We start from the raw sequence: 14,308 nt of genomic DNA, 5'->3' as shown, positions 1-14,308 counted from the left end.
GAGGCCCCTATGACCACTCTTCCGGAGCAGACCGCCGAGACGTTCGGCGTGCTCACCGACGACGCGTTCGCGAGGTCGCGGCTGCGGTTGGGGGTGCCACGCCCACAACAGAACAAGCCGCACAACTACGAAGTGGCCTGGGACGGCGTTCGACACTTCGCATACGGCTACGGCGACGACAACCCGTTGTACTGCGACCCCGACTACGCGGCGGGAACGCGCTGGGGCCGGCTGGTGGCACCCCCGACCTTCCTGTACACGATGGGCGAGGACGCCGCACCCAAGCCGGACCCGGAGACCAAGGCGTTACTCAGGGGAGATCCCTTCGCCGGGCTCGGCTCGTACCAAGCGGTGATGGAGTTCGAATGGTGGCGACCACTGCAACTCGGTGACCGCTGCCGCGTGCTTCAGGCGCAGGTCGGTGTCGAGGAGAAGACCTCGCGCTTCGGCGGCCGCACCGCACACGTCACCCAGGACTACCTGTACTTCAACGGCGATGGTCAGCTGCACGCCGTTCAGCGCGGCACTTGGATCAATGCCGAGCGCCACACCTCGAAGAAGCGGGCCAAGGAGCAGTTGGAGCAGCAGCCGTACACCCCCGAACAGCTGGCGGAGATCGATGCGGCGTACGCGGCCGAGGCGCACCGTGGATCGACGCCGCGCAATTTCGAGGACGTCCAGATCGGCGAGGAACTGCCGCAGCGGGTGAAGGGCCCGCTCACCACGACCGACGTGGTGGTGTGGCACCTCGGATGGGGAATGCAGCTCACGCCCCCTGGGACTTTCGGGATCGCCGCCCGAATACGTCGCAAGGCGCCGGGGCTCTACCCGCCGAACGAACTCAACGTTCCCGACACGGTGCAGCGCCTGCACTGGGAGCCTGCGCGTGCGCAGGAGCTGGGCCTGCCCAACAGCTATGACTACGGCGGGATGCGCGAAACCTGGCTCTGCCACCTACTGACGGACTGGATCGGCGACGACGGCTGGCTGTGGAAGCTGCGCTGCGAACATCGCAAGTTCAACTACCACGGCGACGTGACCTGGGTCCGAGGCGAAGTCGTGGACAAGCGAGTGACCGATGTAGGCAACGAGGTTCACGTCGCGGTCCGATGTGAGAACCAGCGGGACGAGGTGACGACATCAGGAATCGCGGTGGTCCAGCTGCCGAGCCGTGATACGGAGATCACGCTTCCGGAGCCACCCGCCGCGACCGTCGACGGGATGCTTGCTCACGAACTCGAGCGCTACGGCGTGGGTGGTTAGGACGTGGAACTGGGTCTGGCAGGCGCTGCCGTCTGCGTAAAAGGTGGAAGCAAGGGGATGGGACGCGCGGCCGCCGAGTGCTTCGCCGCTGACGGCGCGGTGGCGGTCATGGCACGTGGACGCGGGGCGCTCGACGAGACTGTGGCGCGGCTGACCGAACTCGGCAGTCCCGACGCCGTCGGGCTCTCGGTGGATGTGGGCCATGCCACCAGCATCATCAACGGCTTCGCAGAACTGGGCGAACGATGGGGCGAGCTCAACTCGCTGGTGTGCGCCGTCGGGCCGGAAGTCTCACAGCTGCCATGGGACCAGGTGTCGGACGAACAGTTCGTCGATGCCTTCGTCATCGGCGCGCTGAGCGCCGTACGGTCGGCGCGCAGTCAGGGTTTCGGCTTGATCGAATACGCGGCCGCCAAGGCGGCGTTGACCAGCATTACGAAGAACCTTTCGCTGGAGCTTGCGGCGGAGGGAATCCTGGCCAACACGGTTTCGCCCGGCACCTATCTCGGAGTTCTTCGGCGTGCGTGCCGATCTCGGCCGCGCGGGCATTCCGTCCGACATCGGACCGGTGATTTGCTTCCTGGCCTCCGAACGCAACGCGTACACCACCGGAGCCAACGTCAACGTGGACGGTGGGTCAAACTTCTACGCGTGATCGAGCTACGAACTGTGGCAGTGTACTGTCACAAATCATGGCAGGCGGCATGAAACTGGTGATCGGCGCGAGTGGCTTCCTCGGTTCGCATGTCACGCGACAACTGGTCGAACGCGGTGAACACGTGCGAGTCCTGTTGCGCCGCACCAGTTCGACGGTGGCCATCGACGACCTCGACGTCGAGCGTCACTTCGGCGACGTCTTCGACGACGCGGCCCTGCGCGAGGCGATGGCGGGCTGCGACGACGTGTACTACTGCGTCGTCGACACCAGAGCGTGGCTGCGGGACCCGGCTCCGCTGTTCCGCACCAACGTCGAAGGGCTGCGCCACGTCCTCGACGCCGCGGTGGACGCAGACCTGCACCGCTTCGTCTTCACCAGCACCATCGGCACCATCGCGCTCAGCGAGGACGGCCGTCCGGTCACCGAGGACGAGCCGTTCAACTGGATGGCCAAGGGCGGGGGCTATATCCGGTCGCGTGTCGAAGCCGAGCACCTCGTGCTTCGGTACGCGCGGGAACGAGGCTTGCCTGCGGTCGCGCTATGTGTCTCAAACACGTACGGGCCCGGCGACTTCCAGCCGACGCCGCACGGCTCACTGGTGGCTGCTGCGGCGAAGGGCAAGATGCCGGTGTACGTCGAGGACATGTCCATGGAAGTGGTCGGCATCGAAGACGCGGCCCGTGCGCTAATCATGGCCGCCGAGAGGGGCCGCGTCGGGGAGCGATACATCATCTCCGAGCGCTTCATCAGCGCCCGCGAGCTGTACGGCACCGCGGCGAAGGCCGGGGGCGCCAAGCCCCCGCGCGTCGGAATTCCGCTGAAGGTCATGTACGCGCTCGGCTTCTGCGGAGACGTCGCTGCAAAGGTGCTCCGGCGCGACATGCTGATGTCCATCCTTTCGGTGCGGCTGATGCACATCATGTCCCGGATGGATCACGGCAAGGCCGAGCGTGAACTCGGTTGGCATCCAGAGCCGATCGACGAGTCCATACGCCGAGCCGTCGCGTTCTACCGAGGGGGTTGACCGTTCAGGCCACCGGCGGGGTCAGTTGCTGATCGCCGGGGCCGCTCTCGCGAACGTGTCATCGGTGAGCTGGGCGACCAGGAAGGCGGCGATGTCGGCGCGCGACATCGCCGAGCCGACCTCGTCGCGGCCGAGAAAACCGGCGCGCACACTCCCTTTCGGCTTCCCGTTGTTCGGGCTGGTGATCCTGGCGATGGTCCAGTTCAATGTCGAGTCGCTGACAGCCTTCGTCATGCCGACGATTTCGGCGAGTGCGTTGGGGAACAAGAGCCCAGCCACCACCGGCAGGATCTTCGCCTTCAGGGTCGGCGCGTCTCGCTGGTCGGGCACCGAGGGCGTCGCCAGCCCGAGGTAGCGACAGACGTGCTCGACCTCCATCGCGGCGATGATGTTCCTGGTGCCGTCCGTAACGGGCGTGCCCTTGGCGCCGCGGCTCAGCGAGGGGCCGAGCGCGCTTATCACCGCATCCGCCCAGTGGACCGCGCGCCGAACGCGCTGGGCGTCGGACAATTCTCCGGTGACGACAGTCAGGCGCGGATCGACGTCCTGCAGCTTGCCGGGATTTCGGACGTACACGGTGATGTCGTGGCCTCCGTCGAGCAGCTTGGCGACGACGAAGCGGCCGATCTGACCTGTCGCACCGAAGACGGTGACCCTCACCGAGCAGGCCGGGGCGCGAGGCACGCGGGCACGAAGGCACGTATCAGGCCTGCGTCGCCGCCGTCCTCGGGCCTGCCCGGTTCGGCGGCAAGGCTGAACGCGATGCGGGTTACCCAGTGCGCCATGGTCTCGGCGGTGACGTCGTCGCGGACTTCTCCGGCCGCCATGGCCGCTTCGATGCGTTGGCCGAGTGCCTTGGCGAGGTTGTCGCTCCACACGTCGGACGCCTCGGCCGCGCGAAAGGTTCGGCCAAGCTCGTCGGCGCCGATGAGCAGCGCCATGGCGGGAGAGCTCCGCGCCGCCTCAAGTCCAATCACCACAGCGTTGACCAGCTGCTCCAGGAACGGTTCCGCTGTGTGCCAACAGGGTTCGGAGGCGTCGAGCACTCCGCTGATCGCGCGCACAAACGACGCCGCGAGCAACGCGTCCTTGGTGGGGAAGTAGTCGTACACCGTTCGGCGATGCACGCCTGCCCGGTTTGCGATGTCGCTCATCCGGGTTCGAGTGGGGCCGCGCTCCAGGTAGCAGGCTTCGGCTGCGTCCAGCAGCCGCTCGCGCGCCTGCTCTTCGCCGACGGGTGCATCGGCCCCCCACGACGCGGCCCGAGTGGAACTCGCCCCCGCTGCCATGCCTGCCATCTCCGCAACCTCTAACTCTTCTGCGCGACCCTTGACTGAGGCCACGTTACTGCCTAGCGTGTGGTCTTGACCACAAAAATATCAGAATGTGGTGTGCCGTTGGTCGGCGGCAGCCGACCTCCGTTCCGGGAGGGAGTGACCGTGCACTTCTATTGAATGCGCTGCTAGCTGGGATTTCCGGGACCCGGTAGCCCCTTTTGGGTATGTTCCTAACGTTGATTACCTAGTAACCTATGTTGCTGTGATCCGGGTCTCGATTTTGAGGCCATGCGATTGATCCCGTAACCGGGGTCAGTCGCGATGTTGAGTCGATGTCATCAAGCAGCGCCGGCGTTGTTCGCCGGCGCAGTCCTGGCCACGAGGACGGATGTGGGTAGATGCAGAAACCGATGACCGGCGTGCGCGTCCTCGAGGTCGCACAGTTCACCTTCGTGCCCTCGGCAGGCGCCGTGCTCGCCGACTGGGGCGCCGACGTCATCAAGATCGAGAACCCGGTGACCGGAGATGCGCAACGGGGACTGGTCACGGTCGCGGGCCACTCCGCCACGGCGCCGGGAGTCTCGTTCTCGCCCACGATGGAGGCGCCCAACCGCGGCAAGCGCAGCGTCGGACTGTCGCTGGCGCTGAACCAGACTCGGCCGGTGTTCGAGGAACTCGTCAGGCGTAGCGACGTCTTCCTGACCAATCATCTGCCCCAGGCGCGAGCCAAGCTCCGCATCGACCTCGACGAGATCCGACGCATCAACCCGTCGATCATCTACGTTGCGGGCAGTGGCTTCGGAAGCGAAGGGCCCGACCGCGACACCGGCGCGCACGACGCGACGGCGTTCTGGGCGCGCGCAGGCAACGCCGACGGCGTCACGCCGACCGACGCGGAGATGCCCACTGGGATGCCCGCAGGCGGGTTCGGCGACAACATCGGCGGCATCACCATTGCCGGTGCGGTGGCAGCCGCACTCTATGGCAGGCAGGCGACCGGCCAGACCTCGGTCGTCGACGTGTCGCTGCTCGCGGTGGGGGCATGGGCCAACCAGTTCAGCGTCAACCTTGCGATGCTCTACGGCTGTCCGCTACCCAAGATCGACCACCGCACGCAAGCCCCTGGCAACCCGCTCACCGGGGCCTACCGTTGCTCCGACGGCCGCTTCATCCAGCTGTCGATGCTGCAGCCGACCCGCTACTGGTCTCCGCTGTGCAGGCTCTTCGGTCTTGGCGAGGCGGCGGACGAGGAACGGTTCGCGACACTGGAGTCACTGGCCGCCAACGCCGATGAGGCCACCGCGCTGCTCGTCGACGCGATCGGTTCACGGACCTTCGACCACTGCACGCGGCTGCTGAGCCTGCAGAGCGGGCAATGGGCTCCGGTACAGGACGCCTGGGAGGTGGCCAACGACGAGTCGCTGATCGCCAACGGACGCATCGCCGACGTCGAGGACGCCCACGGCCACAAGCAGCGGCTGGTGGCCAACCCGGTGAAGTTCGACGAGGCCGCCGCCCATCTGAGCCGGGCTCCCTTGTTCGCCGAGCACACCGATGAAGTGTTGCGGGAGTTGGGCATCGACGATCACGAGCTGATCGAGCTGAAGATCGAAGGGGCCATCACCTGAGTGCCGACGCCGGCCAGACCGATCACTGGGGCCACCTGGGATTGATGCCACAGCGTGGCGGAACGTCTTTCACAGATCTCGTCGAGCAGGCGCGCCGGGTCCAGGATTGCTTCGCGGGAGCCGGATTGCCCTCCGACGTGGCGGCCGGCGTGCTCCAACGGCTTTCGGACATCGCCGACGTGCTGGCAGCCCACCAGGTCGATCCACTCGATGCACCGTCGGGCGAGCGCACGTCACCTTGACCCGATTTCACCTGGGAGGCAACGGTGCTGCGATGGGTGGGGCGCACGCTGTGTTGTTCAACGAGATCCTCGGCCGCTCAGCGCGAGCGGCGTACGCCCACTGTCCCGGACGGCGTACATCCACGTCAACTACCGCAGCGTGACGCCGATCGGCCGACGGCTCGAACTCGACGCCACCCTGGATCGTGTGGAGGGCCGCAAGCGCTTCGTCTCGGGTCGGCTGCGCGACGGAACGGCGACGGTCGCCGATGCCGAGGGCCTGTTCGTCGAGCTGTTCCCGGGTCAGCCCTAGGCCGCGCCACGTCTAACGGTGGCTCGAATGACGTTGCCCAGCAGGGGTCTCATCGCCAATCGCCGCTATCACCGCCTCGCTTCCCAGCCAGCCCACGTGCCGAGCATGAACGGACCAGTTTCACCGTTGCGCTTGAAGTAGCCTTGCGGGTCGAAGACCTTGGTCTCGGGATAGCGCCAGTGTTGGGCGGTCTCAGTGGCGATGCCGGTGGCTCGGACGATGCCGAACGAAAGGCCGTAAGCCACGTAGACGACGCTCATCAGAGCCCAGGCGATGACGAACGCCCCGATGTAGGGCCGCTTGGCGAAGACCTTGGTGCGCCGGGCGATGATCTCCGACCAGGTGCGTCCCGTGTCGTCGACCCACATCAGCGGTGCGGCGGTCGACAGCATGATGCCGAACAACACGGCCTCCCAGATCAGCGGGAACTGTTGGGGCGTACCGGCGAAGATCGAGCCGAAGGGAATGACCTGGGTGTAGGTGTAGAAGCCCATCCGGACGAACAGCGCTTCCATGACGCCGTCCCACACGATGCAGATGACGAGTGACAGCACGAGTATCGCGAGCCGCGGACGACGGACGAGCCAGGACCCGACATACACTCGGGCGGCGGTCCTTCGGTAGACCGCGAGGGTAAACCAGGCCGGAATCAGGAAGAAGTAGCCGTAGCCGATGATGACCGCCCACGGTTCGACCGTCGGGGCGAGGTTGAACCAGAACCAGTCGACATCGAAATGGAACATCCGCGGGTCGTAAGCGGCGTACGGTGCCCAATTCATGATCGGGTCCAGCCACGTCAGACTGGTCGTCACGGCGATCATCAACAACGTCGGCGTCGGCTTCCCGCGGCGGCGCGACCGGACGATCGCCGTCCCCCACACCGCGAAGAACATGATGAGCGAACCGATCTCGAAATACACGTACCAGTCGGAGATACCGAGAAACTCGGTGCGTGGCGGGACGAAGGATGGCTCGAGGCGGCCCACCCGGGTGCCTTGGACGGAGCGACTCGAGTTCAGGGCCGCGAAGATGACGGCTACTACGCCAACGATGATCGCGCCCCACGCGAGTGGGGTCAGGTGTCCGAAACGCTCGTGGCTGTCTGATTCCGTGGGTCGGTCGACCGTCCTGGTGGAAGTCATTTGGCGAAGAGGTCGCCGAGGGATGCCTGGACGTCGCCAATCTCGCCGTGCGCGCCCATGCCGGCGTAGGCGAGTTCGGGACCCTTGCCGTCGTTGGGCCGCCAGGGGTTGCCCTCTGCGGCGGCATGAGCTTTGAAGCCAGCCTCGGGAAAGTTGTACCAACGCCGGGTGTTGTGTTCGACCATCTGGGCGACCTCGTCGTCGGGTACGTCGGCGAAGACTTCTTCGGCGCGGGCGCGACTCTTTGGCCAGAACGAGTCCGAGTGCGGGTAGTCGCACTCCCAGGTGATGTTGCCGACGCCGATGTCGTAGCGGTTCTTCACCCCTGCCTCATCCTCGATGAAGCAGCCAGAGATGTTGCGCTTGAACAACTCCGAGGGAGCGATCGTCGGGTGAATGTTCTGGTAGAACTTGTGCTTTCGCCACACGTAGTCGGCCCGCTCGATGAGGTACGGCATCCAGCCGACGCCGCCCTCGGAGAACGCCACCTTCAAGTTCGGGTGGCGGTGGAACACCGGCGAGAACAGCAGATCGGTGCATGCCGCCATCGACGTGGTCCCCATCAGGGTGATCATCACCGCGAACGGAGCTTCCGGAGCGATCTGCGGGGGGAAGCCGCCCGAACCGAAGTGCATCACCGCAACCTGGTTCGTCTCCTCCATCGCCGAGAACGCCGGATCCCAATGGTCAGTGTGGTAGCTCGGCAGTCCAAGGTTGATCGGGTTGTCCGGCAAGCCAATCGCGCGACAGCCCTTGGCGGCGACGCGTTCGATCTCCGCGACCATCAGCGTCGGATCCCACAGTGGCACCATCGCCATCGGGATGAACCGCGCCGGATCGGTGGCGCACCACTCGTCGAGCGAGAAGTCATTCCACGCCTGCACGCCCAACAGCGATAACTCCTTGTCCTCACCCTCGAGGAAGATGGTGCCGCAGAACCGGGGGAACGACGGGAAGCACAGCATCGCCTCGACGCCGTCGATGTCCATGTCCGCGATGCGGGCCTTGGGGTCGTAGCAACCCGGGATCATGTCGTCGTAGCGGACTGGTTCCAGTCCGTACTCCTCGGGCTTCTTGCCTGCCACGGCGTTGAGTCCGATGTACGGGTAGGGACGGTCTTCATAGAGCCAGGACTGCATGGGCGCCAAGCCGTCGCCGCGCGGGATCTCGACGATGCGAGGCCCCTTCTCGACGAATTTCGCCGGCAACCGGTCGGTCCAGACCTTGGGGTGCTCGATCAGGTGATCGTCCACTGACAACAGCTTCATGTACGGCTGCAGCGGCATGGCATCTGCTCCTTAGTGACCGTTGTCACGATATGAGTCCGTCAAGCGTTAGTCAAGTGGGCACTTGACTAACGGAATGATCTGCGAATAAGGTGACCGCAGTCACAATGGGAGGCGGTCGCCGATGGAACTCGATCTTTCGAGCATGATGACGGATCCAGCGTTAGCGAATGACCCATGGCCGGTCTATGCCGGGCTGAGAGACTTCGCCCCCGCCGTGGCGGCACCGTTTAGTCGGTCGCGCAGTGGCACTGTCGTAGTTCTTTCGCGTTACGAGGACGTCCACAAAGCGCTCAGGTCGCCAGAGTTGTTCGAGGCCAACGGCGCCAACGAGATGGGGCAACAACGGCCCTGCATCCCCTTGGACGTCGATCCTCCCAACCACGCCAAGTATCGCAAGCTGCTCGACCCATTGTTCTCGCCGCGGGCCGTGCGGGCGATGGCTGAAGAGACTCGGGCGATCGCCAAGGAAATGCTGGCCGGGGTCGTCGAAGATGGTCACGCCGATTTCCACGCCGCCTTCACGGTGCCGTTCCCGTGCCGGGTGTTCCTCGACGTCGTGGGATTTCCCAGCGAGGACCTCGACAAGTTCCTCGTCTGGAAGGACGCCTTCGTGCACGGCGAGGACGTCGCGGGCAGTGACGACCTGACCGTGCTGCGGGCACTCTGGAAGAAGACGGCCACCGAGGTGTACACCTACTTCGACATTCTCCTCGACCGCCGAATCGCCGAGCCCGCAGACGATCTCGCGACGCGACTGGTCCAGTCCGAGATCGAGGGCGAACCGCTGACCCGCAACGAGATGCTGGACATCCTCTTCCTCCAGATGGCCGCAGGACTGGATACCGTTACGGCCACGTTGGACTGCGTCATCACGCGTCTCGCCAAGGATGCCGACCTCCAAGCGGCGGCGCGAAGCGAGCCGGAGAAGATGCGGCAGATCGTCGAGGAGCTCCTGCGGATCGAGACGCCGGTGTCGCTGGTGTTGCGCTACGCCACCCAGGACATGGTGATGCACGACGTCGAGATCGCCAAGGGTGACATGGTGCTGTTGATGCTGGGCTCGGCGAACAACGACGACCGCGAATTCGACGATCCGCTGACGCTCGACGTCGAGCGCAACAACACCCGTCACCTTGCGTTCGGCGGCGGTGTGCATCGCTGCCTGGGTTCGCATCTTGCCCGCCAAGAGCTATCGATCGCGCTCGAAGAGATCTTCGCGACGCTCGGGCCGTTCAGCGTGCCCGAGGGCGAAGACGTCGACTTCGTCCCCGGAATCCGCACCGCGCACAGTCTTCCGCTGGAATGGACGGCGTCGGTCACGACGTAGCGTTACTTGACTACGAGCCCAGCGTCGACCGAATGGGTGATGCCGGTGATGTAGCGGCCTGACGTGCCGCACAGGTAGACCATGGCTTCGGTGATGTCGCTGGCTTCGACGACCGGGACGTTTGGCAGCAAGTTCTGCATGGTTTCGCCGAACTCGGGGTTCTCCATTGCATATTGCATGAACTGCTCGTTGACGACCATCGGAGTCATCACTCCCGTCGGATGCACGGAGTTCACCCGAATGTTCTTCTCCGCCAGACTGTTCGCGTAATACCGCATCAGTCCGACGACGCCGTGCTTGGCTGCGGCATACCCGGCACCGCCGTGGCTCATGGTGCTGAACCGGATACCGCCGGCCTTGAGCCCCGCCGAAGAGCTGGTGATGACGATCGCGCCGCCCTCGGCGTTGTCCAACAGCGTCGGGAGAGCAGCCTCGATGGTGAAGTAGACGCCGTTGAGCATCACGTTGACGGCATCGAGATAGGCCGTCATCTCGTGCGAGGCATCACCGAGGATCGGCATGATACCCGCGTTGGCCAGCACGAAGTCAAGCCGGCCGAATTCGGCCACACCGTTGGCGACAACGGTTTTGAGCCGGTCGAAGTCACGGACGTCGGCCTGCTCGGCGACACAGCGACGCCCGGTCTTCTCGATCAAATTGATGGTCTCGTCGAGGTCCTCGCGGGTCGCCATCGGATAGGTCACGCTGTCGATCTGCTCACACAGGTCGACGACGATGATGTCCGCGCCCTCTTCGGCGAATCGCACTGCATGCGAACGGCCCTGGCCACGCGCGGCACCGGTGATGAAGACGACCTTGCCGTCAAGTCCATTGCCCATGTTCGTATCTCGCTTTCAGCTACGGAATCGTGCGACGAGGCGGGTGGCGCTGGCGTCTTCGTTGATCTCGCGCAGCACCAGATAGTTGACGCCGTGCCAGGCGCGACGGTTGTAGACGCCCAACGAGATCCGGGTTCCGGGACCGCCCGTCGCAGACGGAACGGCCTTGACCTTCTCAAGGCCCTTCATCACTCCGAGCGGGGTGAGCGTCTGGGCGAAGCCGATACCGCGCGCCATGGCGTCGGCGCAGTCGAACGCCAATGTGGGGATGCAATTCTCCTGACGGTATCCCCACCGTTTCTCGAAGCGTTCTTGCATGGCCTGCCCGACCAGGTTCTCCTCGTCGTACTGGTCGACACCGATCCAGCCCTGTAGGCCCTTCATCCACTGCGGCACGACGTAGCAGTTGATGAATGCCGTGCACATGTACCGGGGAGGGCTGTAGTCGGTGGCAGTGAAAGCGGAGTTCATCTCGATGCCGGGCAGGCCGAAGCCGAAGTACGCCACCGCATCCGGGTTGCGCGTCTGTAGCCGCGACACGGTCTTCGTCAGGTCGCGATCGGTCTGACCGACGCCTTCGCTGTGCACGATCTCCAAACCTTCACGCCGACAGGCGTCGGTGAAGAACTCGGCATACTCGTACCCGGGCGCGGCGCGCTCGAAGACCACCGCGACGGTCTTCAGGCCACGGTCCGCGATCGCCTCGGCGATCAGATAGCCCTCCTCGGGCAGCGATCCGTTCCCGAATCCGAACATGTACTCGCTGTACTGGCGGTCCGTGCCACTCCAGGTGATCGTCGAGACCTTCCTTGGCGAGGTAGCCATGTGTTCTTTCACCGCAAGTGAATTGTCACTGATCATCGGTCCGATGATGCCGACGCAGCCCTCGTCGACGAGTTCCTGCCAAGCAGTGGTGACGTCGTGGGCGTCGCCGCGCGGCAGACCCTCCACGTCGCGGATGACCAGCCGAACGGGACGGTCCAGGGTGCCGATCTCCAGTGCCTCGTCGAAGGCCAATCGGGTGGCATCGAGGAAGGCCTGTTTGACGTCCTCGATCGGGAAGTCAAGACATATACCGACTTTTACAGACGGTGACCCCGCCGGAATGTCGCCGTTGATGTCGCGCCCGGTCATGTTCGATTTCCTTGCTTCATGCCTTGCACACCCTGCGGAGTGACCACGAGGTCCAGTGCACTGTGCACTCCTGGCGTCGCGGTACACACGGCTTTGATCGCGTTGACCGCCCGAGCCGCGGTCGCATCCCCACCGGGAAGCTCCCCGCCGTCCAATTCGAGCTTCACCGAGACACTGGGGGTGCCGTCGATGTCGATGTGGGTGAAACGGCGTCCGTTCGACCCTGCGGGACGCACTGGTGACCACGAGTCGCCCGGCTCGTCGGGCATGGTGTACACCCACGACATCCGCAGGCGTGGCTCGCCGCCCACGATGCCGTCGAAACGCAGCCGCACCGCGGCGACCGTGCCTTTCGGGATGGCACCTGCTTCGAACTCGTAGTCTTGGTCGGCCAGTGCAATATCCTGGTGGGCACTGATCGAGTCCAGCTCCCAGCCGTAGCCGTCGGCGAGCATCTGAAGGGCGCCCTCGAAGTGCACTGTCCAGACGTCTGCGGGAAGGTCGGTGGTCGAGCCTCCGGGTGCGCTGCCGAAGCCGAGCGCCGCGAACGACAGCGGATCCGAGTAGGTGCCCTGCAATACGCGCTCGGCCACCCGAACCGTGCGCGGACCCTGGGACAGGGATCCGACGTACACCGGTAATGCGTCGGTGGTGAAGCCCGGCGCGATACCCGTCGCGAAAAAGGCAGATTCTCCTGCAGCGCAGGCCTTCTGCAACTTGGCGAGTATTTCGGGTGACAGAGACTCGGGATACACCAACCGGATGAAGGTCGTGGTGAGGACGTTCTTGCCAGATTCCAACAGCCGGCACATCTCGTCGATGACATCGTCGACCTCGCGGCCGAACTCGGTGGCCATGTAGGTGACACAGTCAGCGTCGAGGGCGCAGAACTCGTCGAAGCTCCCGATGGCCCGCACCCCGACCGGGTCGACTCCTACGACTTCCCCGGAGTCCCGCCCGACCTTCGCAGGGGTGTGTACCAGGTGGCCGACCAACTCGACGTCGGGTCGCTCCAAGAGCTGGCGCAGGACGAGCGAGCCGGTGTGCCCCGTGCCGTAGTGAGCGACCCGGTAGCGGCTCATGCCGGTGTCCCACTCGTTGCGCGTGCGCCGACGGCCTGTCGTGTCACGACGCCCGGGCCCGCGATGGGATCGTAGATACCTGGCTCGGCCGCGACGACGAACGGAATCGCATTCACCGCCGCCATTGCGGTGAGCGGAATCGCCGAGTTGAGGTCCTGCTCGCCGTCCTGCGGGTCGAAGCACAGCTGCATGCGTATGTTGGGCCGTCCGGCGACGCGGTACACGACGGCGCTCGCGGCCTCGGCGACTGGCCGTGGCCACGACTCGGGCCAGGGCGTGCTGGATACCGTCGCGAAGTACTGCACCGAGACGACTGCCTGACCGTCGACCTTGCCTGCGAGCTGCCAACGGTGAGCGCAGATCGTCCCCGCGGCGAGCACCCCGACGTTCGTGTTCAGATCGGTCGGAGCCTTCAAGGTCTCCCAGTCGAGGTCGATGGCATCGAGTTCGTACCCGAGGATTTCGGCGATGTAGCGAACGACGGTCTCCCAATCGTGACGCACCTTGCCAGAGGCGATGCGGGCCGGAACGTGGCCGTCCGGCTTACCGAAGCCCATCGACTCGTGCAGCACGTCCCAGATTGGATAGACCTCGTCGAGGCCTAGGGCGTACTCGTCCATTCGGTAGCTGTCGACCCGTCCCGCTCCCGCGAGCATGGCGGTGGGAATGTTCAGGCTGGCGACGCCGGGTTCGCTGCCGGTGGCATAGAAGCTTGATTGCCCTTCTCGACACGCGGTTTCGATGGCGTCGCGCCACTGATGCGGCGCCGACGGGGAGTAGACCATCGGGATGGTGGAGATGGTGACGACGTTGATGCCGGCGCGCAGCAGCCGCGCCATGTCCTCGATCGCCCGCTCTTCGCGGCGCACGGCCGTGCCGCAGTAGCAGAAGCAATCCGGCTTGGCTGCGATGATCGCGTCGGCGTCGTCGGTGGTGAGCAGTCCGACGTCGGGGAGGCCGCACAGCGAGCCCGCGTCCACGCTCACTTTCTCCGGCGTCGTCACCAATACCCCGGCCAGCTCGAGGTCGGGATCATTGATGATGCCCCGCAACGCCTCCCGACCAGTTAGGCCGGTCCCACCATGTGCAACCCGGTAGGTCATTGAAACGT

14 protein-coding genes and 1 pseudogene are annotated in these 14,308 nt (G+C 65.0%); 7 read left to right on the top strand and 8 right to left on the bottom strand.

What is annotated here, in order from left to right:
• Positions 1-9 precede the first annotated feature (9 nt).
• The 3 genes and pseudogenes from HNP02_RS02720 to HNP02_RS02710 all read left to right on the top strand — a co-directional run bounded on the left by HNP02_RS02720 (position 10) and on the right by HNP02_RS02710 (position 2,945).
• Complete coding sequence (locus HNP02_RS02720) at positions 10-1,263, top strand: MaoC family dehydratase N-terminal domain-containing protein (RefSeq protein ID WP_184434314.1); 1,254 nt, start codon at positions 10-12, stop codon at positions 1,261-1,263.
• A gap of 3 nt (positions 1,264-1,266) precedes the next feature.
• Positions 1,267-1,918, top strand: a pseudogene (locus HNP02_RS02715) (SDR family NAD(P)-dependent oxidoreductase).
• Positions 1,919-1,955: 37 nt separating this feature from the next.
• On the top strand, positions 1,956-2,945 hold the full coding sequence (locus tag HNP02_RS02710) for an NAD-dependent epimerase/dehydratase family protein (RefSeq protein WP_184434311.1): 990 nt from the start codon (positions 1,956-1,958) through the stop codon (positions 2,943-2,945).
• A 21-nt stretch (positions 2,946-2,966) separates the two neighbouring features.
• Here the strand turns inward: HNP02_RS02710 and HNP02_RS02705 are convergent, their stop codons facing one another.
• Both HNP02_RS02705 and HNP02_RS02700 read right to left on the bottom strand, forming a co-directional pair.
• Positions 2,967-3,629: an NAD(P)-dependent oxidoreductase gene (locus tag HNP02_RS02705; RefSeq protein ID WP_221317175.1), complete on the bottom strand. Its 663-nt coding sequence runs from the start codon at positions 3,627-3,629 to the stop codon at positions 2,967-2,969.
• On the bottom strand, positions 3,602-4,243 hold the full coding sequence (locus tag HNP02_RS02700; protein WP_184434308.1) for a TetR/AcrR family transcriptional regulator: 642 nt from the start codon (positions 4,241-4,243) through the stop codon (positions 3,602-3,604). The genes HNP02_RS02705 and HNP02_RS02700 overlap by 28 nt, the downstream gene beginning before the upstream one ends.
• Positions 4,244-4,620: 377 nt before the next feature.
• On the opposite strand from HNP02_RS02700, the gene HNP02_RS02695 reads away from it, so the two are divergent.
• From HNP02_RS02695 to HNP02_RS02685, 3 genes are all read left to right on the top strand, one after another.
• Positions 4,621-5,850, top strand: a complete 1,230-nt coding sequence (locus HNP02_RS02695) for a CaiB/BaiF CoA-transferase family protein (protein WP_184434305.1) — start codon at positions 4,621-4,623, stop codon at positions 5,848-5,850.
• A gap of 44 nt (positions 5,851-5,894) precedes the next feature.
• Positions 5,895-6,092, top strand: a complete 198-nt coding sequence (locus tag HNP02_RS02690; RefSeq protein WP_184434302.1) for a hypothetical protein — start codon at positions 5,895-5,897, stop codon at positions 6,090-6,092.
• A gap of 139 nt (positions 6,093-6,231) precedes the next feature.
• A complete protein-coding gene (locus tag HNP02_RS02685) occupies positions 6,232-6,384 on the top strand; it encodes a hypothetical protein (protein ID WP_184434298.1) in 153 nt (50 codons plus the stop codon).
• 68 nt (positions 6,385-6,452) lie between these two features.
• Here the strand turns inward: HNP02_RS02685 and HNP02_RS02680 are convergent, their stop codons facing one another.
• Together HNP02_RS02680 and HNP02_RS02675 are read right to left on the bottom strand one after the other, a co-directional pair.
• On the bottom strand, positions 6,453-7,526 hold the full coding sequence (locus HNP02_RS02680; RefSeq protein ID WP_184434295.1) for a spirocyclase AveC family protein: 1,074 nt from the start codon (positions 7,524-7,526) through the stop codon (positions 6,453-6,455).
• On the bottom strand, positions 7,523-8,812 hold the full coding sequence (locus HNP02_RS02675) for an amidohydrolase family protein (protein WP_184434291.1): 1,290 nt from the start codon (positions 8,810-8,812) through the stop codon (positions 7,523-7,525). The genes HNP02_RS02680 and HNP02_RS02675 overlap by 4 nt, the downstream gene beginning before the upstream one ends.
• Positions 8,813-9,119: 307 nt before the next feature.
• Here HNP02_RS02675 and HNP02_RS02670 point away from each other — a divergent pair, with 307 nt between their 5' ends.
• Positions 9,120-10,142, top strand: a complete 1,023-nt coding sequence (locus HNP02_RS02670; protein ID WP_184434288.1) for a cytochrome P450 — start codon at positions 9,120-9,122, stop codon at positions 10,140-10,142.
• A gap of 2 nt (positions 10,143-10,144) precedes the next feature.
• Here HNP02_RS02670 and HNP02_RS02665 read toward each other — a convergent pair whose 3' ends face one another.
• From HNP02_RS02665 to HNP02_RS02650, 4 genes are read right to left on the bottom strand one after another with little or no spacing between them, the layout of a single operon-like run.
• Positions 10,145-10,981 carry a mycofactocin-coupled SDR family oxidoreductase gene (locus HNP02_RS02665; protein WP_184434285.1) on the bottom strand — a complete coding sequence of 279 codons (837 nt, stop codon included), beginning with the start codon at positions 10,979-10,981 and terminating at the stop codon, positions 10,145-10,147.
• 15 nt (positions 10,982-10,996) lie between these two features.
• Positions 10,997-12,115 (bottom strand): ABC transporter substrate-binding protein, encoded by a 1,119-nt coding sequence (locus tag HNP02_RS02660; RefSeq protein WP_184434282.1) that lies wholly within the window; start codon positions 12,113-12,115, stop codon positions 10,997-10,999.
• On the bottom strand, positions 12,112-13,197 hold the full coding sequence (locus HNP02_RS02655; RefSeq protein ID WP_184434279.1) for a hypothetical protein: 1,086 nt from the start codon (positions 13,195-13,197) through the stop codon (positions 12,112-12,114). The genes HNP02_RS02660 and HNP02_RS02655 overlap by 4 nt, the downstream gene beginning before the upstream one ends.
• The gene (locus HNP02_RS02650) at positions 13,194-14,300 is read right to left on the bottom strand and encodes a dihydrodipicolinate reductase (RefSeq protein ID WP_255506116.1); all 1,107 of its coding nucleotides are present in this window, start codon (positions 14,298-14,300) and stop codon (positions 13,194-13,196) included. The genes HNP02_RS02655 and HNP02_RS02650 overlap by 4 nt, the downstream gene beginning before the upstream one ends.
• Positions 14,301-14,308 lie beyond the last annotated feature (8 nt).

This window comes from Mycobacterium sp. AZCC_0083 (assembly GCF_014202335.1).
Taxonomy (GTDB): Bacteria; Actinomycetota; Actinomycetes; order Mycobacteriales; family Mycobacteriaceae; genus Mycobacterium.
This window is presented reverse-complemented; position numbering and strand designations above follow the sequence as displayed.